Source organism: Streptomyces sp. 5-10 (genome assembly GCF_014712245.1).
GTDB classification, from domain to species: domain Bacteria; phylum Actinomycetota; class Actinomycetes; order Streptomycetales; family Streptomycetaceae; genus Streptomyces; species Streptomyces violaceusniger.
Map to the genome: position 1 here is coordinate 1 of NZ_JACVYG010000069.1, position 18983 is coordinate 18983.

Consider the following 18983-nt stretch of genomic DNA (forward strand, 5'->3'; position numbering starts at 1 on the left):
CCCATTGGGCGCCCTGGCCGGGGAAGACGAACACGGTCTTGCCGTCTGCCTCGGTCTGTCCGGTGACCAGGAGTGGGTCGGGTCGTCCTTCGGCCAGGGCGCGGGCGGTCGTCATGCCCCCGTCGGTGTCCGTGGCGAGGATGACCGCGCGGTGTTCCAGGGCGGCGCGGGTGGTGGCCAGTGACCAGCCCACATCGACCGCACGCGGAGCATCCCCCGCCTCCAGGTGGCCGACCAGACGCTCCGCCTGAGCCCGCAGCGCCGCCGGGGTCTTGGCGGACAGCAGCCACGGCACCACCCCGCCGGTGGCCACGAGACCAGGCGTACCCTCCTCGTCCGTATCCGCTTCGGACAACGCGTCCGCTTCCGGCGCCTGCTCCAGGATGACGTGTGCGTTCGTCCCGCTGACGCCGAACGACGAGATCCCCGCGCGGCGCGGGCGGCCGGTCTCCGGCCATGCCCGAGCCTCGGACAGCAGCGACACCGCGCCCGACGCCCAGTCCACCTTGCTGGTGGGCGCGTCGGCGTACAGCGTCTTGGGCAGCGTGTTGTGCCGCATCGCCAGCACCATCTTGATCACACCGGCCACGCCCGCCGCCGCCTGCGCATGCCCGATGTTGGACTTCAACGAACCGAGCCAGAGCGGCTGATCCTCCGACCGTTCCTGCCCGTACGTGGCCAGGAGGGCCTGGGCCTCGATCGGGTCGCCGAGACTCGTACCGGTGCCGTGTGCCTCGACCGCGTCCACGTCGGCCACCGTCAGTCCGGCGTTCGCCACTGCCTGCCGGATCACCCGTTCCTGGGAGGGGCCGTTGGGCGCGGTCAGGCCGTTGCTCGCCCCGTCCTGGTTGACGGCGGTGCCACGTACGACCGCGAGCACCTGATGTCCATTGCGGCGGGCGTCCGACAGCCGCTCCAGCAGCACCAGACCGACACCCTCGGACCAGTTCGTGCCATCGGCCCCCTCCGCGAAGGACTTGCAGCGGCCGTCGGGGGCGAGGCCGCGCTGGCGGGAGAACTCGATGAACGAGGTCGGCCTGCTCATCACCGCGACACCCCCGGCGAGCGCCAACGAGCACTCACCCGTACGCACCGCCTGAACCGCCAGGTGCAGCGCCACCAGCGAGGACGAACAGGCCGTGTCCACGGTCACCGCGGGCCCGGTCAGACCCAGCGCGTAGGCCACGCGTCCGGAGACGACGCTCCCGGCGCTGCCCACGCCGAGGTGGCCCTCCAAGCCCTCCGCCGCGCTCCCGGCGTCGGCCCCGTAGTCGTGGTACATCACCCCGCTGAACACGCCGACGTCGGTGCCGTGCAGCGACGTCGGGTCGATGCCCGCGTTCTCGAAGGTCTCCCACGCGGTCTCCAGCAGCAGCCGCTGCTGGGGGTCCATGGCCAGCGCCTCACGGGGCGAGATGCCGAAGAAGGCGGCGTCGAATCCCCCCGCGTCGCTGAGGAAGCCGCCCTCGCGCACGTAGGACGTGCCCACCGCGTCCGGATCGGAGTCGAACAGCCCGGCCAGGTCCCAGCCCCGGTCGTCCGGGAACCCGGCGATCGCGTCCCGGCCGTCGGCCACCAACCGCCACAGGTCCTCGGGCGTCCTGACCTCGCCCGGGAGGTGGCAGCCCATCGCGACGATCGCCACCGGCTCGTCGGACACCCCGCGCGCCCGCACCGGCGCCTGCTCGCTCCGCCTCCCGGTGATCTCCCGTACGAGATGCCTTGCCAGCGCGGCGGGGGTCGGATGGTCGAAGACCACCGTGGCGGCGAGGCGCGCCCCGGTGGCCGCGTTCAGCCGGTTCCTCAGCGCGACCGCGGTCAGCGAGGTGAAGCCGAACGCGCTGAACGCCTGGTCGGCCTCGACCGCGTCGGCCGAGGCCAAGCCCAGCGCCGCAGCGGCGTGTTCGCGCACCAGCGCCAGCGCGGTGCGCTGTCGTCCGGACTCGCTCTCGGCTTCCAGCCGCCGCCGGAACTCCACGGCGGCGGACTCGTCCGACGTCGGTACGCCGGACGGCGTGTCCACCAGGTGGCGCAGCACCGCGGGCACCGGCTCGCCGCCCGGCAGCCCCGTGGTGCTCGGCCTGAGCAGTACCAGCGGGCCCTGGTCGGCGGTCAGCGCCGCGTCGAAGAGGGCCAGCGCCTCGGGCAGGGGCACGGCACCGGCCACCGGCGCGGTGCCGTGCTCGCCCGGCAGCGGGCCCCATGCCAGGGCCAGCCCGCCCAGGCCCAGCGCCCGGCGCCGCCGCACCAGGGCCTCGCCGAACTGGTCGGCGGCCGCCCGCTCCGGGCGGCCCGGCGAGCCCAGCACCCCCGCGGCGGAGGTGACGACGACGAACAGTGCCGGGTCGTCCCGCCGGGTCCGCTCCTCCAGGTGCGTCATGCCGCGCAGCGACGCGTCGAGCGACCGCCCCGGTCCCGGCTCCTCGATGTGCACCGCGGCGGTCACCGGCCGGTCCTGGGCGTCCAGCACCGCATCCAGCGCCGTCCGGTCGGCCGGGTCGCACACGGCCATCGAGACCTCTGCCCCGTCCCGCCCCAACTCGGTGCGCAACGCGGCCGCCGCCTCCTCCGGCAGGCCGTTCGCGCTGAGCAGCAGCAGGTGGCGGGCGCCGTACGCGGTCACCAGGTGGCGGGCCAGGGCGGTGCCGCGGGCGGTGTCGCCACCGCTGATCACGACCAGTCCGTCCGGGTCCAGGGCCGGGGCGGGGTCCGGCTCCGGGGGGACCGAGACCCGGGTCAGGCGTGGCACCAGCAGTACGCCGGTACGGATCGCCGCCTGGTCGTGTCCGTCCTCGACGGCGCGCCGCAGCGCGGCCTCCCGGCCGTCCTCCCCCTCGACGTACGCGGACACGTCCCCGTCGGCGGCCGCGGACACGTCCCCGTCCCCGTTCGCGGACACGTCCACGTACCCGTCCCCGTGCCCGTCCGCGGACACATCCCCGTCCGCGGACATATCCACGTCCCCGGACACGTCCACCAGCGTCAGACGCCCCGGGTACGCGGCCTGCAGCGACCGCACCACACCCCACAGCGTCGCCGCCAGGGGCTCCGGTGCGGCCTCCTCGGCGCCGGTGGCCGCCGCGCCCGTCGTGGCCACCACGAACCTCGTCCCGGCCAGCCGGTCGTCGGCCAGCCACGCGCCCAGCCGGGCCGACAGCTCGCCGGTCGGATCCTGCCGCTCGCCGGGTGTGTCCCGCACCGCGGGCGACACCATGACCACATCCGGGCTCGGGCAGCCGTCCGCCACGACAGCGCCGTCCACCACCCGTACGTCCACCCCCACGCCCCGCAGCCCCTCCGCGAGACCGAGCGCGTCGGCGTCCATCAGCGCCCACGTGCCGTTCCCCGCCGGGGCGTCCGGCAGCGCCGCCTGCGGAACCCAGTCCAGCCGCAGCAGCGAGTCGTACTGGCCGTCCCCGGCGGCCCGCAGCCGTGCGGGCAGCTCCAGCAGCACGTGCCGGGTGATCTTCCCCGAGGCGGTGCGTGGCACCCGCGCGATCTCGTAGATCTCCTCCGGGACCTTGAAGTACGACAGCCGCTCGCGGCACGTGGCCAGCAGCGCCGACGGGTCGAAGCCGTCCGGGCCGGGCACCACGAAGGCCACCGGCACCTCGCCGAGCACCGCGTGCGGCTTGCCCACCACGGCCACGTCCGCCACACCGGGCACGGTGCGCAGCACGGCCTCGACCTCGCCCGGGTGGATGTTCTCCCCGGCGCGGATGATGAGTTCCTTGATCCGGCCCGTCACCGTGCAGAACCCGGCCTTGTCGCGGCGGCCGAGGTCCCCGGTGCGGTACCAGCCGTCGCGCAGCGCCGCGGCCGTCGCCTCCGGCTGGTTGTGGTACCCGGCCATGATGTTCGGCCCGGACACCCAGAACTCGCCCTCCTGCCCGGCCGGTACGTCCACACCCGTGTCCGGGTCCACCAGCCGCACCGTCAGCCCCGGCACCGGGAGTCCGCACGAGCCCTCGACCCGTTGGCCGGTGGGCCAGTTCACCGCGATCGCGCCACACGTCTCGGTGCTGCCGTACGCGTCGACGAGCGGCACCCCGAAGGTGGACTCGAACGACCTGACCAGGTCCGCCGTGGCCACCGCCCCGCCCACGAGGGCGATCCGCAGCTGGGGTGCGGCGAAGTCACGCTCCCGCGCCGCCTCGATCAGGTGGTGGTAGAGCGTCGGCACTCCGGCGACGAAGGTCGAGCGGTCCTCGCGCAGCGCCTCCAGCACATCGGCCGTCGACACCCCGTCCACGATCCGGGTGCTGGCCCCGACGGCGGTCGCCGCCAGTAGACATACGATGTGCGAAAGGCTGTGGAAGAGGGGAAGCGGCCACAGCACGCGGTCCTCGGCGGTCAGCCCCGTCACGGGTACGTAGCAGGCGGCCAGCGACCACAGGCAGTTCCGCTGCGTGGACAGCACGCCCTTCGGTAGCCCGGTGGTGCCCGAGGTGTAGAGCATCCACGCGATCTCGTCCAGCCCCAGGTCGTCGCGGGCCGCCAGCTCCGGCTCCGTGTCCGGCAGCGGCTCGAACGCGACGAAACCCTCCGGCAGCGGGCCCTCTCCGCTGACCACCACCCTCAGCTCCGGGAACTGCTCCCGAAGCCGGTCGAACTGGTCGGCGTGGGCGATGTCGGTGAGCACCAGCCGGGCGCCGCTGTCGGCGAGCAGATACGAGAGCTCCGCATCGGTCGAGCGCGGGTTGACCGGCACCGCGATGGCGTTCGCGCGCAGGACGCCGAAGTAGCTCTCCAGCATCTCGACGCGGTTGCCCAGGCAGATCATCGCGCGGTCGCCCGGGTGCAGCCGCAGCCCGGCGAGATGACCGGCCAGCCGTCGGGTACGGCGCTCGAGTTCGGCATGGCTGACCGTACGGTGGCCGTCGGAACAGGCCGGCTTGTCACCGAAGCGATCCGCGTTGGCCTGGAGCAGTTCCGGCACCGGCCGGATCAGGTCAGTCCGTAGCATGCCGCCACACCTCTCGGTTCGAAGCAGGGCGCGCGGGAGCAGCGACCGGCCCGCGCGGGATCGCCCCGTGCGCGGGACAGCCGCGCTCCGGTTGCGCGGCCTGAGGGAAAGAAGGCCGGGAGAGAAAGCTCGAACGAGCTCGAAGAAGCTCGCCGCTGTTGTTGACATTCTTGTTCCGGCAGCGAGCGCGCCGTCCCCTAAACATCCCCCTCATTCCCCCTGACCACGGTGGCGGCAGCGGCGGTCAGGAGGAATGGCGCTGTGGGGCGTACGCCGGTCGACGCGGCGGGGCCGGGATCATGGGCGCCACCGGCCGTGTGCCACGCTGGACGTCGCCGAGGATGTCGTGGTGGCGCGCCAGGGGGCTCTACAAACTTGTAGATTCTGTTTTCTCCCCACAATGGAGGTATTACTGAGAAGGAGATGCAGATGACGCTGTGGGACCGCCTCAAGGACTCGGTCCAGACGATGCAGGCTCAGCTCACGGCGAAGAAGCACGAGTTGCAGAGCGGGGCGTTCCGGGACGCGAGCATGGCGATGTGCGCCTTGGTGGCGGCGGCGGACGGCACGATCGACCCGTCCGAGCGGCAGCGCGTCGCCCAGCTCATCGTCACCAACGACGTGCTCCAGAACTTCCCCCCGGCCGATCTGCACCGCCGCTTCGAGGACCACCTCGACGGGCTCACCACGGACTTCGCCCTCGGCAGGGCGAGCGCCATGCGGGAGATCGGCAAGGCGAAGAGGAGGCCCGCCGAGGCACGGGCCGTCATCCAGATCGGCATCGTCATCGGCTGTGCCGACGGCTACTTCGACGACAGCGAACGGGACGTCGTCCGCGAGGCGTGCTCGGCCCTGGACATCCCCCCGACCGAGTTCGACCTCCACCGCCCCCTCCGCGTCCCCCGCCCGTACCGGGCCCCGGACGCGCTCCCCCAGGCGGCCGGCGACCGTTTGTCCGGGCGGGCGGACTCCGGTACGGGACGGGTGGTACGTCCCGGGGCCGCCGTACCCGGCGACGACCTCCAGGTCTTCCTCAAGGCGCTGACCAGCGGAACCCGTCAGAAGCTCTTCGCGCACTTCGCCGACGGGGAGGAACTGACCGTCGGCGAGGTCGCCGAGCGCGCCGGACTCGGCCCGTCGACCACCTCCGAGCACCTCGCGGTCCTCCGGCGCGGCGGCCTGCTCCAGTCCACGCGCAGCGGCAAGCTGGTCCGCTACCGCGCCGACCGAGAAGGCATCGCCGAGCTGCTCGGGCAGCTCCATACCTACCTCCTCGCCCCCTCCGACCCCGAACCGGAGGACATCCCGCCTGCCCATGGCTGACGCCGTGACCGCACGGGTTCGTTCGAGCATCCGATCGTCGACATCGAGCTGCAGCTCGGCACCGGCAGAGCCAGGATCACGGTGCCGCGCGACGCGATCGTCGACGTCGAGGGCTTGCACACCGGGTGGAAGGACCTGCGCTACAAGCCCCGGCGGCAAGGTTCCCTCCCCACCGGCCCGGGTGGCCCGGGTGGCCTGGGTGGTCCGGGTGCTCCGGGCGGCCTGGCTGGTCCGGGCGGCCCGAAGATCCGGGTCTCCGGCGCCGTGGGGTTCGGACGCTTGAAGATCCGCCACGCACGGCGTTGAGGCCCCTTACGGCGCCAGAACCACCTGTCCGGCACTCCGTGCGACGTGAGCCTGGTGGCCGAGGTGCCACCCGATGGCGCTGACGGCGCTGCGGGTCAGCGTGTGCGGCCACGGGGCTTGAGGGGTACCGGGGGGAGTTCGGGGGCGGGCAGTGGGCTGCCGTCGTAGCCGTGGACCTCGCCGAAGCGGGAGCCCGACGTCCAGTCCTCGCGGGCCTGGGAGATCTCGTCGTGGGAGCGCCCGATGAAGTTCCACCACATCACGATCTTCTCCTCGAAGGGCTCCCCGCCCAGCAGCATGAACGCGCTGTCCACGTTCGCCCGCAGCGGTAGTTCGGCGCGTCCGCAGCCGAGGTAGAGGAGGGAGCCGGGAGCGAGGCGCACCCCGTCGACCTCGGCCTCGCCGGACATGGTGAGGGCCGCGTACTCGAAGTCGGGCCGCACCGGCAGCCGGGTGTCGGTGCCGGCCGCGAGGGCGATGTCCGCACCCATCAGGGGGGTGAACGTGGTGCCGGGCGAGGCCGCGCCGTCCAGTTCGCCGAGGACGACCGTCGCCCGCAGCCCGCCGCCGCCGGTCACCCGGGGCAGCTCGGCGTGGTGCTCCCACATGGGGGCGATATGGCGGTCGCCGTCGGGCAGCGCGACCCACAGCTGTGCCCCGTGCAGCAGCCGGGCGTGCTCGCGCGGGGACTCCTCGGAGTGCGCGATGGCCCGGCCCGAGGTCATCAGCCCCAACTCGCCGGGGCGCACCGTCTGCAGGCTGCCCACGCTGTCACGGTGCAGCACCTCGCCGTCGTGCAGCCAGCTGACCGTCTGGAGCCCCATGTGCGGATGCGGAGGGACCTGCATGCCCGGCTCCTGGGCGATGTCGTCCGGGCCGTAGTGGTCGATGAAGCACCAGGCGCCGACCATGCGCCGCCCGAGGTTCGGCAGGAGCCGGCGCACCAGGGTGGACTCGCCGAGCGGGACCTGCTTGGCGGCCAGCAGTTCCCGGACCGGCCGGGCGGTGACGTCCTGGCGGCCGCCGCACACGGTCGGCGCGGGCCTCATATCGAGATTGCTCATGACCGCACTCTCCCATCGCCCCGGGCAGCTCAGGGGGAGCCAGGGGGATGTTTAGGGGGCGGCCGGATCGCCGCCGGAAGAAGAATCTATCCGGTGACCGCACCGACCCCGAAGGAGATCGCATGCCGTCCACACTGCACACCGAGCCCGTGGCGACCGTCCTGGACGGACTGCTGGAGGCCGAGCGAGAAGGCGACGAGCGCGCGTTCGCCGAGACGGGTGTGACCGACCCCAAGTCGGCCTGGGCCGAGCTGGACGCCAGTCAGATGGCCGAGACGTTCAAGGACGCCTCCATGTCGGTGTCCAAGGAGGGCGGTGAGCTGCTCTACCTGCTCACCCGTGCGACCGGCGCGCGGACCGTCGTCGAGTACGGAACCTCCTTCGGCGTGTCCACCCTCTACCTGGCCAGCGCGGTGCGGGACAACGGCGGCGGGCAGGTGATCGGCACGGAGCTGCAGGCGGACAAGGTGGCCAAGGCCACGGAGGCCATCGCCGCCGCCGGACTCTCCGACATCGCCACCGTCCGCGTCGGCGACGCACGGGAGACGCTGCGGGACCTGCCCGGGTCGGTGGACCTGCTGCTCATGGACGGCTGGCCGAACCTCAACCGGGCGGTGCTCGAGGTGGTGGAACCCCGGCTGCGCCGGGGCGCGCTGGTGCTCGTGGACGACATGGACATGGACTTCGGCTTCGACATGCACCGGGAGATGCGGGAGTACCTCGTCGACCCCGCGAGCGGCTATCTCTCGCTGCCCCTGGGGGTCGCGCACGGGATCCTGGCCGCGGTGCGGCTCGGCTGAGCAGGTCGGAGGAAGTTCGCTATGGTTCGGCAGCGCGTTCGGCAGCGCCCCGAAGGGGCGCGGGGCTGTGTCGATGTGCGGCTCCGCCGCGCGGGCGCGACCGGCCACGACGGCGCCGCAGACGGCCGACGACGCATCGCGGCACTTCCAGCGGAGCGCTCAGCACCCGGGTGCGGCTACCGTTCCCGCTGGCCGGACGGGGTTTCGGGGGTCAGGGGCGCACTCTCCCCTCGGGGGACGCCTCACGCTCGCTCGTACGGCTCCGGGCGTAGCCGTACGAGGCGATCGCCCCGTACACCAGCGCCGCGCCCAGCAGCCAGCCGGCCAGGACGTCGCTGGGCCAGTGGACGCCCAGATAGAGGCGGGTGAAGCCGACGCCCAGCACGGATACGGCCCCTACGGCGGCCATGAGCCGCAGCCACTTCGCCGGTGCCCCGTGCAGCGTCAGCAGCCACAGCAGCAGCCCGAAGGCGACGGTGGCGGTCAGGGCGTGGCCGGAGGGGAAGGCCGCGTAGTGGGCCGAGTCCACCGGGTTCGGCCACCGGGGACGCTCCCGGTCGAGCGCGGCCTTCACCGCCTGTTGCAGCGCCGTGCCCACCGCCGCCGTGACGGCCACCCAGAGGGCGAGCCGCCACTCCCGCCGCCACAGCAGCCACCCCACGGCCACGGCCAGCAGCGCACGCATCGTCCAGGGATCCCAGAACCAGTCCGTGAGCACCCTGTTGGCCCGGGTGAATCCGTGGTCCCGGACGGCGGAGTGGTGCAGGGCGACGGCGATGTCCCGGTCGACGGTCCACAGGGGCCCCCAATGGGCGGCCACCAGGGCGAGCAGCACCAGGAAGAGCACGGTGAGCACGGCCGCGGCGCGGGCGGCTCGGCGGTGGAGGGGCGCGGGCTGCATGAGTCGATGATCGCCGACGGGCGGGTCCCGGGGCCAGGAGGCCCCCGATCCCCCCGGAGCGAGGAGCCGCTGGTGTGCCGAGAGCGCCGAGAACGGCGAGAACTCCGAAAGCGTTGAGAACGCCGAGAACGCCGAGAACCTACCCCAGCACCCGCAGCGCCGGGACGAACGTGACCAGCAGCGGGACCGCCGGGACGAGCGCCGCGGTGGCCGTAAGGCGCCAGCGGCGCGCCGCCGGGAGGCGGGAGGCCGGGGCCAGCAGCCGGTCCACCCGCTGCGGAACCTGGGCGAGCGCGCTCGGGCAGGGGCCGAACACTCCACGGTCCTCGTTGAGTTCGACCAGCGCGAGCGCGGTGGTCGTCCGTCCGAAGCGCCGTGACGCGGAGTCGTCGGCGGCCAGCTCGACCAGCCGGTGCACCTCGTCGCGGAACGCCGCGAACATGGTCACCTGCGGAAAGCCACTGGCCAGCGCGCCCGAGCAGTGCAGCAGCCAGTGGTGGCGGGCGCGGGCGTGGCCCTGCTCATGGGCGATGACGGCGTCCAGCCGACGGCCCTTGAGGCGGCGCAGCGCCGCCGTGGTGATGACGAGCTGGGGCGTGGGCCCCGGCAGCCACCAGGCGTCCGGCTTGTCGCCTTCAAGGACCACCAGACGCTCTCCGCTGGGCTCCTCACCGGGCAAGACGGGGGAGCGGACGAGGAGTTCGGCGCGGTGCTGCCTGCGCCAGGCGCGGGCGCGGCCGATCTCGCGGGTGAGCATCACCGCGCTCCAGACGGCCCCGAAGGCGAGCACGAGGGCGACGGGCGCGGCCAACGGCCCGTAGCCGGACAGTGCGTACGCCTCCACGACGCCCTTGGGCGCGGGGGCGAAGACATTGCCGCGCACGGCGTCCCAGGCGGCCGCCCCGGTGAGCGCCATGGTCAGCGCGCAGCACAGCAGCACCCCGACGACCACGCACTGCCACACCCAGAGGGCGAGCACCGGTTCGCGGTCGATCCAGTCGGAGCGGGACAACAGGCGCGGCGCCATTGCCGCCGCCAGTGCGCCGAGGCCCATCAGCGCGAACGGGACCATCATGGCCGTCAGCCTATGATCGCGAGGCTCGGGCCGGGTACGGTCACGGCGGGGAAGTGACGCACACCACGATGCGGCTACGGATGCGGCTGCGCATCGGGCGACGGCCCGGCCCGCCACCGTTCACAGGGTCAGCAGCATGGCGAACATCCCGATCCCCATCGACAGCCTGCAGGCATGTCGCAGCTCGGGCCGCCGCGACCAGCCGGCGCCGGGCGGTCCCGCCCCGGCGCCGTCCATGGCCCCCTCGACGGCCGCGTCCACGGCCCCGTCCGTCATCGGTACGAGTCGCAGCCCGGACCGTACGACGTAGACCGCGAAGTACACGAGCAGTACCCCGGTCAGCAGCGGCACCCCGAGCGCCATCCGGCCCGGGGCCGTCTCGCCGGTGTGATGGTGGCCGCCCGTGGTGCCCACCATCATCGCGAGCGCCATATAGACCATCGCCAGCGCTCCGACGGCGTGGTGCAGACGGTGCCCCGGGAGCCCCGCGCCGTGCGGCACCGGGAGCAGCGCCCTTACGGCGGCCACGGCGAAGACCGCCGCGAAGGCGGGCGGACCCCAGGGCCGGGGGTCCAGCACGGTGGACGGCACCGCCATCACGGCCATCCCCCACCCCATCAGCGCCTCGGCGCCCGCGATCCGCCGCCCCGGCCCGGGCGGCTCACCGCGCATCTGCAGCAGACAGTAGCCACCCGTGGCCGCGCACAGCGCGACCAGCAGCCAGCCGATGAGTGGAGGTCCGTGCACGGCCACACCTCCCGAAGAGGGACGTAGTACCAGGAGACATCCCCTGCCGCGGCACCACACACGGGAGCGCACGGGCGCAGTGAGGGAGCGCGAGGCGTGCGGAGTAGTGGGGAGCGCGAGGAGCGGTATGGCACGGTGAGAGGTACGGCCCGTGGATCACGCAGGCCCCAGCCGCACCACGGGACGTGAACAGGTGTCCAAAGAGGAGGAGAGCCCGTGTCGAATCCACCGCTTCCCGAGGCCGCGGTCGCCATGCTCGAGAAGCCCAATCCGGCCGTGATCGCGACGATCCGGTCCGACGGTCAGCCGGTGTCCACGGCCACCTGGTACCTCTGGGACGACGGCCGGGTCCTGGTCAACATGGACGAGGGGCGCAAGCGGCTCGACCACATCCGCAACGACCCCAGGGTCACGCTCACCGTGATCGACGAGGCGAACTGGTACAACCACATCACCCTCATCGGCCGGGTCGTCGAGCTCCAGGACGACAAGGACCTGGCCGGAATCGACCGGTTGGCCCAGCAATACCTGGGCAAGGACTACCCGCGGCGGGACCGCGGCCGGGTCAGCGCCTGGATCGAGATCGACCGCTGGCACGGCTGGGGCGAGCACAAGGAGAACAGCCAGCCCGGCTGACCTCCCCTCCGGCACCGTCCGCCGTCCGCCCCACCACCCCCTCCGGCCACCGCGAGCCGTGGCGGGCGGACGGCGCCAGCGATCCGGGTACCCCCAGGCGATCCCGGGCATCGTCCGGCGACCCCATGCATCGTCCGGCGATCCCGGGATCGAGCCATCAGGGGCGGTACCGCAGCGGATGGTCTTCCGGCACCTCCACGACCGCGATCCGCACGCCGTCCGGATCATCCGGCGGGGGCTTTTCGCGTTCTCAGGACGCCAGTCCGGACCGCTTGGCCATCGCCAGCAGATCCGGTCGGCTGCGCTGGTGGAGGGTCCAGAGGACGCGGAGCACTTCCCGCGCCATGGGGTGGATCTCCGCCATCTGCGGAGCGACGTGGAAGGCGTACTTCAGCGCGTCCTCGGCCCCGACGAGATCTTTCGTTGCCAGGCGAGCACGCGCAGCGTCGATGGCCAGCCGACCGACCCGTGACGGCTTGAGCCCTGCGGGAGGGTTCTTGAGCAGCGGGGCCGCTACTTCGGCCGCCTTGTCGGGGTGGTTCAGTTCGATCTGCGCAGCCAGCTCGTACAGCGCGGTGTTGCCTTGGCCAAACGTCAGGTTGTGCTGAAGAACGTCGGGCCCGCTGATCCTCTCCGCCATCGCCTTTGCCCGCCTGACGTGGTCCGCGGTGGCGTTGGCGTCCTCGTGGCGGCTGGCCAGGACGATGCCGCGGAGATGGAGCGATCCCAGATGGACGACGCGTTCCAGGTCGTCGCCCGGCGTCCGCTCGTACTGGACGATGGCGCGCTCGATGATGGCCAGCCCGTCGGAGTACTCGCCGGCTGACTGGTACGTCCCCGCCTCGTTCCATGCCGCAGCAGCCACGGCCTCGGGATTCCATGTCTGCTGAGCTGCCCACTGCTGACGTGACACGATCATGTCCGCCAGGTCCGGCTGACGGAAACGGTGAGCGCAGGCGTAGGCACAGCTATAGACGTCGGCCACCTGCCCCCACGCCACTGCGTCACCGTCGCTCTCCATGGCCGTTGCGGTGACCTGACCGAGAAGCTTGGGGAGGAGCTGGAGCAGCTTCAGATAGTCGGTATCGGCACGGAGCTGGGCGGCCCGCTTGAGGGACGCCGCCAGTTCGCCAGGAGGCGGAACGTCCTCACGCGGCAGCGTGTGACGACGTACGACGGTTCGGAGGGCGTCCATCAGCTCGTGCTGCTTCGACGGATCAGCGAATGGATCGCCGTAGATGCGGGCCGTCGTGACCTTCAGGGCGCTCGCCGCTGCTGCCACGTTCGGCGGAGTAGCCGGGCGAAGTCCAGTCTCGATCTTGCTCAGATACGAGAGCGTGATCCCCATTTGCCGGGCGAGAGCCGTCTGGCTCAGCCCACGGACCTTACGCAATACCGCGATGTTCTCGCCCGCTGACGGTGCGCTGTGCATGGCCCAACTGTTGCACGGGAAAGTCCGTTCGTCCCTCCCTCCCAAGGGTTCTGACGCCCCGTTGTGCAAGTTTTGTGTTAACTGATCAGGAGTCACCCGTAGTTATCTGGTCACACAGGGGAAGTCAGTGACCGGGGAGCCGCAATGACCACCGACGAGTCAAACACCCTCGTATTCATCTACGACCGCGAAGGGACCAGTCAGACGGATCGATTGCTCGCCCGCATCAGCCTCTGTCGAGCCTACGCGGCCGAGATGAAATGGGACGTTGCGGGTCAATGGGTCGATCGCGGGGATGCCGCCGTGGGTGAACGTCGGCCGTTCTGGCAAGGGATGATCGCGGCAATGAAGCAGGAAGGCCGGGGACGCCGCATCGTGTGTCTGGTGGCGACCTGGAACCGCATCGCGTATCTCCCGGTCGTTCGTGCTCATCTGCGGCAGCTCGTCACCGACATCGGTGGAACCTGCGTAGCCGTCGAAGACGCTGCGGCCCCTCTGTCTCCGCCTGGTTCCCGAGACGCGGTCCTGCGTCGGATCCGTGCCAGCGGGGTTCAGGTCCGTCCGGGGACGACGCTAGTTCGTCACGATGGGACGGCGTCGTGACCTGGTACTCCAGCAGAGACGACGACCGCATGTCGCGGCGAGAGGCGATTACGCGAGTTGCGACCATGACGCCTTGCGAAAAAGCCGCTGTGACGTTCGAGGACCGGGGGCGCGCAGCCATCAGGGCATCGTCGCGCTACCTGGCTGATCCGTCGACGTCGCTCGAAGACGCGCAGGCTGCGATCAAGCTGCTTCAGCTTGCTCTCTCGGACCTGATTATGGTCGCGGAAGACCGACAGCGACGGCTGGTGCAGTTCCAGGAAGCTGCCAGCCACCCCGCTTGATGACTTCCTCGTCCCCACCCTCACCGGCTGCAGAGGGGACGAGAGTCGGCGGCGGACGCTCCTCGCGCGTCATGCCCACGCCGCCGGCGGGGGCTCTTGAGACGTGGAAGGGACGTTCTCAAGGCCCCCCGCATGAAGACCCCTGACTGTCGGGCGCTGGAAAGCCAGGCAGGCAGGAAGCGGTCCGGGAGTGCTTTGGTCGGCTCCTCCCGGACCGTGGTCCCCGCTCCGAGCCCGGTGACATGCGACGGGATGAGGGGCGGGGGCCGAACGTAGCCAACCCCGCCCCGGTCGAGTGCTTGGAGGCTGACGACCGGGACGAGGACAGCGCACCACTCACAGAGAAGAGGCACGCGCATGAGCAACGGTACAGCTCTACTGTCCGACGAGGACCGTGCAGCCGTCATCGACACGGTGATGGTCAGCAACCCCGACATGGCGCCGGGACTGGCCGGTCGCATCGTCGACGAGGCGGTGAAATACGTCGCGGCCGTCGCAACCGCCCCGGAACCGCTCACCCCGTCCAGGGCCGTCGACGAGGGGTGGCACGCGCTCATCCTCCACACCCGCGTCTACCGACGGCTGTGCGACAAGGTCGGCACGTTCATCCACCACGTCCCGGAGCGCCCGGACCCGGAGAACCGAGACCCCGCGGCACTGACGAAGACCCGAGCCCAGATCGTCGCGATGGGTTACACCGTGGATGACGTGCTGTGGCTCGCGCCGGGCGAGACCTCCATCCCGGTCGCGGCTCACTGCCAGCACAGCCCCGGCGGTCCGGAGGGGAGCTGCACGGGCAGCGGCGAGGGCGACGGTCCGAGCGGCCCGAACTGACAACTGACTGACCGGCGGAGGGACGGCACGTACCATCACCACGGGAGGTGGCTATGTCGATACAGTGGGTGAACCCCGATCGGAGAGGGCTCGTGGCTGTCGTTGAGCGGCTTCGTGGCCCCCAGCCTCGCCCTGCGAACGCCTGCGGGTGTACGCGTCGACGAGGACCGCGGATGACGGCGACGGTTATCGCGGTCGGTGGGATCGCCTACGCCGTCCCGTGCAACAGGTGTGGCGGTAAGGGCGTCGTTCCGTAGGTCATCAGTCCCACCAGCGGCCCCGTTCGTGTGCTCACCCCCGTGGTGCCGGGCGGGGCTCTTTTGTGTCTGGCTGCTGTTAGATCCCCGGCCGGTATCGAATCGGATGGTCTTCCGGCACCTCCACGACCGCGATCCGCACGCCGTCCGGATCCGCGATCCACATCTCCACCAGCCCCCACGGCTCCTTCTTCGGCGGCCGCAGCACCTCGACCCCCTGCGCGATGAACTCCTTGTGCGCCGCCGCCGCGTCCGCCACCTGGAGCCACAGCTGGAGGCCCGGGGCGGGCGGGGTGTCCGAGCGGCCGGAGACCTCCAGGAAGCCCCCGCCGAGGAAGTAGACCGTGCCGCGCTCGGGGCCCGTCCCGAACTCCCGGTACACCGCCAGGCCCAGGGCCTCGCCGTAGAACGCCCGGGAGCGCTCGGGGTCCGTCGGCCGCAGCAGGATGCGGCTGCTCAGTACGTGAACCATGCCCGCGACCCTACGCAACCCGGCCCCTTCGGGGCAGGTTAAGGTCTGTTCGCCGCCATTGACCGCCACACCAGCCATTGACCGCCACACCAGCCATTGACCGCCACACCGGCCACCGGCCGCCACACCAGCAGCCACCCAGCCACCGGCCACCGGCCACCGGCCGTCACCGAAGGGAACCCCGCCGACGCCATGGACACCGCGGACGCCACCGTACGAGCCACCGACCCCCTCACCTTCCGCACGGCCACCGAGGCCGATGTGGAGGCGCTGGTGGCCCTGATCGAGTCGGCCTACCGCGGGGACGCCAGCCGCGCCGGATGGACCACGGAAGCGGACATCCTGGACGGGCAGCGCACCGATCCGGAGGGCGTCGCGGAAGTAGTGGGGGCCGAGAACAGCCGGATGATGATCGTCGAGCGGAACGGTGAGCTGATCGCCTGCTGCCAGCTCGAGCACCGCGGCGACCACGCCTACTTCGGCATGTTCGCGGTCCGTCCCGCGCTCCAGGGCGGCGGCCTGGGCAAGGTGATCATCGCCGAGGCCGAGCGGTTCGCGCGGGCGGAGTGGGGCGCCAAGGAGATGCATATGACGGTGATCTCCGCCCGCGAGGAGCTGATCGCCTGGTACGAGCGGCGCGGCTACGCCCGTACCGGCCGGATGACCCCGTTCCCGTACGGCGATGAGCGCTTCGGCGTGCCGCGCCGCGCCGACCTCGAGTTCGAGCTGCTGATCAAGCCCCTCGTCTGAGCGTTCAAGCCCTCGATCCAGCCCTTCTGGACGCCTCTGCGGGCCTCCAAGGACCCCGGAGCGCCACTCAGCCACGACGGCGCCGCAGACGGCCGACGACGCATCGCGGCACTTCCAGCGGAGCGCTGAGTGCGTCACGCCGTGAAGCGCGCCGCCCGCCGGATCTCCGGGAAGTCGGTGGTGGCGCCGTCCAGGCGGAGGCCACGGGCCAGCTTCAGATGGTCGGGGGTGTTCACGGTCCAGCCGATGACCTTGAGGTCGTCGGCGTGCGCCTTCTCCACCAGCTCCAGGGTCAGCCTGCGGATGTTGAGCACCAGCATCCCGGCGCCGACGGCATGCGCCCGGTCGATCACATCGAGGCCGTAGCGGCTGGCCACGAGGGCGGTGCGGGCGGTCGGGAGCAGGGTGCGGATCTCGGCGAGCGCCTCGTCGTGGAAGGACAGGATGTCCACCCGGTCCAGCAGATCGCGGTGGGTCAGCACCTCGGCCAGCGCCCGGGCGGCCGCCGTGTCCTTGATCTCGGCCTGGAGCGGCGCCTCCACGGCGTCCACGACCTCCTCGAAGACCGGGATCCGCTCACCCTCCCCGGCGTCCAGCTCACGCAGCTCCGCGAGGGTGAAGTCGCTGATCGGGCCCTTGCCGTCGGTGGTGCGGTCGACGTCCGCGTCGTGCATCACCACGAGCGCGCCGTCCTTGCTGAGGTGGAGGTCCAGCTCGATGACGTCCATGCCCTCGTGCTCGGCGCGGACGAAGGACCGCAGGGTGTTCTCCGGCTCGACACCCATCACTCCGCGGTGTCCGATGGTGAGAAAAGTCAACGCTGTCTCGCTCTTCTGACGGCCCTCGACGGCCTTCGTCGGGTCGTCTTCGTCGGGTCGGGGGAGGCAGTGGGGTGGCTGATGCATCGGCACGCGGCGGACGGGCCGCCCGGACCGGCGCACACCATACCGGCCGCTCATGACAGGACCGTTCAAGCGGGGCCGTGGCATGAGCCGAGCCGATGGGGGCAGGAAAAACTGCGGTGGTGCGGGTGTGGCGCAGGATGATTTCCCGTACCGTCGCTTGAGTGAGGGAGCGTCCATAGATACGGTGGTCATACGCGAGTTTCTCCGGCGAAGGAGTGGTCATGACGGAAATCCTTTCGTCTGCGATAGCTGAAGGTGTCGTTCTGTCCGCAGAGCGTGTGGTCGATCATCCGGCATGGCCAACCCTCAAGGACGCTGTCGAAACGTTTCGCCCGTGGCAGTCCAAGGACGGTTCCATCGACTTCGACGCCGAGGGCGCACCCACTCGGGAGACCGCCGCGGCGACCATCGCCCGGGTGATCGGGGCCATCGAGGAGCTCGCCCCGCTGCTGCCGCACGACGCCGACTACCACCGGGCGCTCGTCGCGGATCTGCGCCGCTGGTCCGAGGGCGGCTTCGGCGTCCCCGACTTCCTCGACTCGCTGCTCGCCTTCCAGCCCGCCCGCACGCGCGCCGACGGCCTCCAGCACCTCGTGGTCTTCGCCATGTACACACAGAACGGCAACCCGGACCGCAATCTGGAAGCCGTGGTGCTGCGCATGGTCTGGCCGGACTGGCTGGCCGAGCTGGAGCGCACCCGCTATGACAACCCGCTCTACTGCGGACTGGCCTTCGAGGACTTCACCTCCGGCTACGACACCAACTCCGCGGTGCTCTTCCCCGAGACCATCGCCGTCCGCGAGGCCCCCGAGCGGTTCAGCTGGGGCGGCATCTTCTGCGACCGCGAGGCGGCCCGGTTCCGCCGGGTCAGCGAGGCCGCCGTCCGGGCCCTGAGGATCGAACTCCCGGACGACATCCGGGACATGCTCGCCGACCAGCACCGCTGCCAGGAGGCGTTCGCCCTGTGGGACATGGTCCACGACCGCACCCACAGCCATGGCGACCTGCCGTTCGACCCCTTCATGATCAAGCAGCGGCAGCCGTTCTGGATGTATGGACTGGAGGAGCTGCGCTGCGACCTCACCGCCTTCAAGGAGGCCGTGAAGCTGGAGGCCGAGGGCGTCGCCCAGGGCCGTGACGTCCAGTACGCCGTGATCTTCGACCGGATGTTCCGGTTCCCGGTCACGGGCGCGCGGGTCCGCAACTACGACGGGCTCGGCGGCCAGTTGCTCTTCGCCTACCTCCACCAGCACGACGTCGTACGCTGGACGGACAACACCCTGCACATCGACTGGTCCCGCGCCTCGCAGGTCACCAACCAGCTGTGCGGCGAGATCGAGAAGCTCTACCGCGACGGCATCGACCGCCCCAAGCTCGTCCACTGGTTCAAGGCGTACGAGCTGGTGTCGACCTATCTCGCCCCGCACCCCGGCTCGGTCTGGGCCAAGGGCCCCGAAGCCCTGGACCTGAGCCAGCCGCCGCGCAAACTCGTCGACGACGTGCTCCCCGACGAGTTTCCGCTGAGCATGTTCTACGAGGCGCTCGGGAAGAAGCTGCGGGACGTGGTGGCCTCCACCAAGGGGATCACGGCCGGCAGCGATCTACCGGCGGCGGCATGAGCACGGAGG

At 71.3% G+C, this 18983-nt stretch carries 16 protein-coding genes and 3 pseudogenes; 10 read left to right on the forward strand and 9 right to left on the reverse strand.

Going from position 1 to position 18983, the window contains the following annotated elements; translation table 11 throughout:
- The coding region (locus IEJ02_RS42500; RefSeq protein ID WP_191069669.1) for a beta-ketoacyl synthase N-terminal-like domain-containing protein at positions 1–4966 on the reverse strand (4966 nt) is incomplete at its 3' end.
- A 429-nt stretch (positions 4967–5395) separates the two neighbouring features.
- Here IEJ02_RS42500 and IEJ02_RS49440 point away from each other — a divergent pair.
- From IEJ02_RS49440 to IEJ02_RS49450, 3 genes and pseudogenes are all read left to right on the forward strand, one after another.
- Positions 5396–5848: pseudogene (locus tag IEJ02_RS49440) on the forward strand (tellurite resistance TerB family protein); the annotation flags it as partial.
- A gap of 102 nt (positions 5849–5950) precedes the next feature.
- Positions 5951–6289 (forward strand): ArsR/SmtB family transcription factor, encoded by a 339-nt coding sequence (locus IEJ02_RS49445; protein WP_275560526.1) that lies wholly within the window; start codon positions 5951–5953, stop codon positions 6287–6289.
- Positions 6290–6313: 24 nt separating this feature from the next.
- Positions 6314–6595 (forward strand): annotated as a pseudogene (locus tag IEJ02_RS49450) (hypothetical protein); the annotation flags it as partial.
- Positions 6596–6690: 95 nt separating this feature from the next.
- Here IEJ02_RS49450 and IEJ02_RS42510 read toward each other — a convergent pair.
- Positions 6691–7659, reverse strand: a complete 969-nt coding sequence (locus tag IEJ02_RS42510; RefSeq protein ID WP_191069671.1) for a pirin family protein — start codon at positions 7657–7659, stop codon at positions 6691–6693.
- 122 nt (positions 7660–7781) lie between these two features.
- On the opposite strand from IEJ02_RS42510, the gene IEJ02_RS42515 reads away from it, so the two are divergent.
- Positions 7782–8459, forward strand: coding sequence for an O-methyltransferase (locus IEJ02_RS42515; protein WP_191069672.1), 678 nt, complete (start codon positions 7782–7784; stop codon positions 8457–8459).
- A 211-nt stretch (positions 8460–8670) separates the two neighbouring features.
- Here the strand turns inward: IEJ02_RS42515 and IEJ02_RS42520 are convergent, their stop codons facing one another.
- The 3 genes from IEJ02_RS42520 to IEJ02_RS42530 all read right to left on the reverse strand — a co-directional run bounded on the left by IEJ02_RS42520 (position 8671) and on the right by IEJ02_RS42530 (position 11182).
- The gene (locus IEJ02_RS42520) at positions 8671–9360 is read right to left on the reverse strand and encodes a phosphatase PAP2 family protein (protein ID WP_191069673.1); all 690 of its coding nucleotides are present in this window, start codon (positions 9358–9360) and stop codon (positions 8671–8673) included.
- A gap of 139 nt (positions 9361–9499) precedes the next feature.
- On the reverse strand, positions 9500–10435 hold the full coding sequence (locus tag IEJ02_RS42525; RefSeq protein ID WP_191069674.1) for a M56 family metallopeptidase: 936 nt from the start codon (positions 10433–10435) through the stop codon (positions 9500–9502).
- A gap of 120 nt (positions 10436–10555) precedes the next feature.
- Positions 10556–11182, reverse strand: coding sequence for a DUF5134 domain-containing protein (locus IEJ02_RS42530; protein WP_191069675.1), 627 nt, complete (start codon positions 11180–11182; stop codon positions 10556–10558).
- A gap of 216 nt (positions 11183–11398) precedes the next feature.
- Here IEJ02_RS42530 and IEJ02_RS42535 point away from each other — a divergent pair, with 216 nt between their 5' ends.
- On the forward strand, positions 11399–11818 hold the full coding sequence (locus IEJ02_RS42535; RefSeq protein WP_191069676.1) for a PPOX class F420-dependent oxidoreductase: 420 nt from the start codon (positions 11399–11401) through the stop codon (positions 11816–11818).
- A 157-nt stretch (positions 11819–11975) separates the two neighbouring features.
- Here IEJ02_RS42535 and IEJ02_RS50590 read toward each other — a convergent pair.
- Both IEJ02_RS50590 and IEJ02_RS42540 read right to left on the reverse strand, forming a co-directional pair.
- A pseudogene (locus tag IEJ02_RS50590) lies at positions 11976–12044 on the reverse strand (VOC family protein); the annotation flags it as partial.
- A gap of 24 nt (positions 12045–12068) precedes the next feature.
- Positions 12069–13250, reverse strand: a complete 1182-nt coding sequence (locus IEJ02_RS42540; RefSeq protein ID WP_191069677.1) for a helix-turn-helix domain-containing protein — start codon at positions 13248–13250, stop codon at positions 12069–12071.
- 144 nt (positions 13251–13394) lie between these two features.
- On the opposite strand from IEJ02_RS42540, the gene IEJ02_RS42545 reads away from it, so the two are divergent.
- The 3 genes from IEJ02_RS42545 (at position 13395) to IEJ02_RS42555 (ending at position 14971) form a co-directional block, all read left to right on the forward strand.
- Entirely contained in the window at positions 13395–13853 is a 459-nt protein-coding gene (locus IEJ02_RS42545; RefSeq protein ID WP_191069678.1) for a recombinase family protein, read from the forward strand.
- Positions 13854–13942: 89 nt separating this feature from the next.
- A complete protein-coding gene (locus IEJ02_RS42550) occupies positions 13943–14137 on the forward strand; it encodes a hypothetical protein (RefSeq protein ID WP_191069679.1) in 195 nt (64 codons plus the stop codon).
- A gap of 357 nt (positions 14138–14494) precedes the next feature.
- Positions 14495–14971, forward strand: a complete 477-nt coding sequence (locus IEJ02_RS42555) for a glycine-rich domain-containing protein (RefSeq protein WP_191069680.1) — start codon at positions 14495–14497, stop codon at positions 14969–14971.
- Positions 14972–15307: 336 nt separating this feature from the next.
- On the opposite strand, the gene IEJ02_RS42560 is transcribed toward IEJ02_RS42555, so the two are convergent.
- Positions 15308–15700 (reverse strand): VOC family protein, encoded by a 393-nt coding sequence (locus IEJ02_RS42560; RefSeq protein WP_191069681.1) that lies wholly within the window; start codon positions 15698–15700, stop codon positions 15308–15310.
- Positions 15701–15892: 192 nt separating this feature from the next.
- Here IEJ02_RS42560 and IEJ02_RS42565 point away from each other — a divergent pair, with 192 nt between their 5' ends.
- A complete protein-coding gene (locus IEJ02_RS42565) occupies positions 15893–16450 on the forward strand; it encodes a GNAT family N-acetyltransferase (protein ID WP_191069708.1) in 558 nt (185 codons plus the stop codon).
- Between the two features lie 134 nt (positions 16451–16584).
- On the opposite strand, the gene IEJ02_RS42570 is transcribed toward IEJ02_RS42565, so the two are convergent.
- Positions 16585–17268, reverse strand: a complete 684-nt coding sequence (locus IEJ02_RS42570) for a glycerophosphodiester phosphodiesterase (RefSeq protein WP_191069682.1) — start codon at positions 17266–17268, stop codon at positions 16585–16587.
- Positions 17269–17576: 308 nt separating this feature from the next.
- Here IEJ02_RS42570 and IEJ02_RS42575 point away from each other — a divergent pair, with 308 nt between their 5' ends.
- Entirely contained in the window at positions 17577–18974 is a 1398-nt protein-coding gene (locus tag IEJ02_RS42575; RefSeq protein WP_191069683.1) for a DUF6421 family protein, read from the forward strand.
- The last annotated feature ends 9 nt before the right edge of the window (positions 18975–18983 follow it).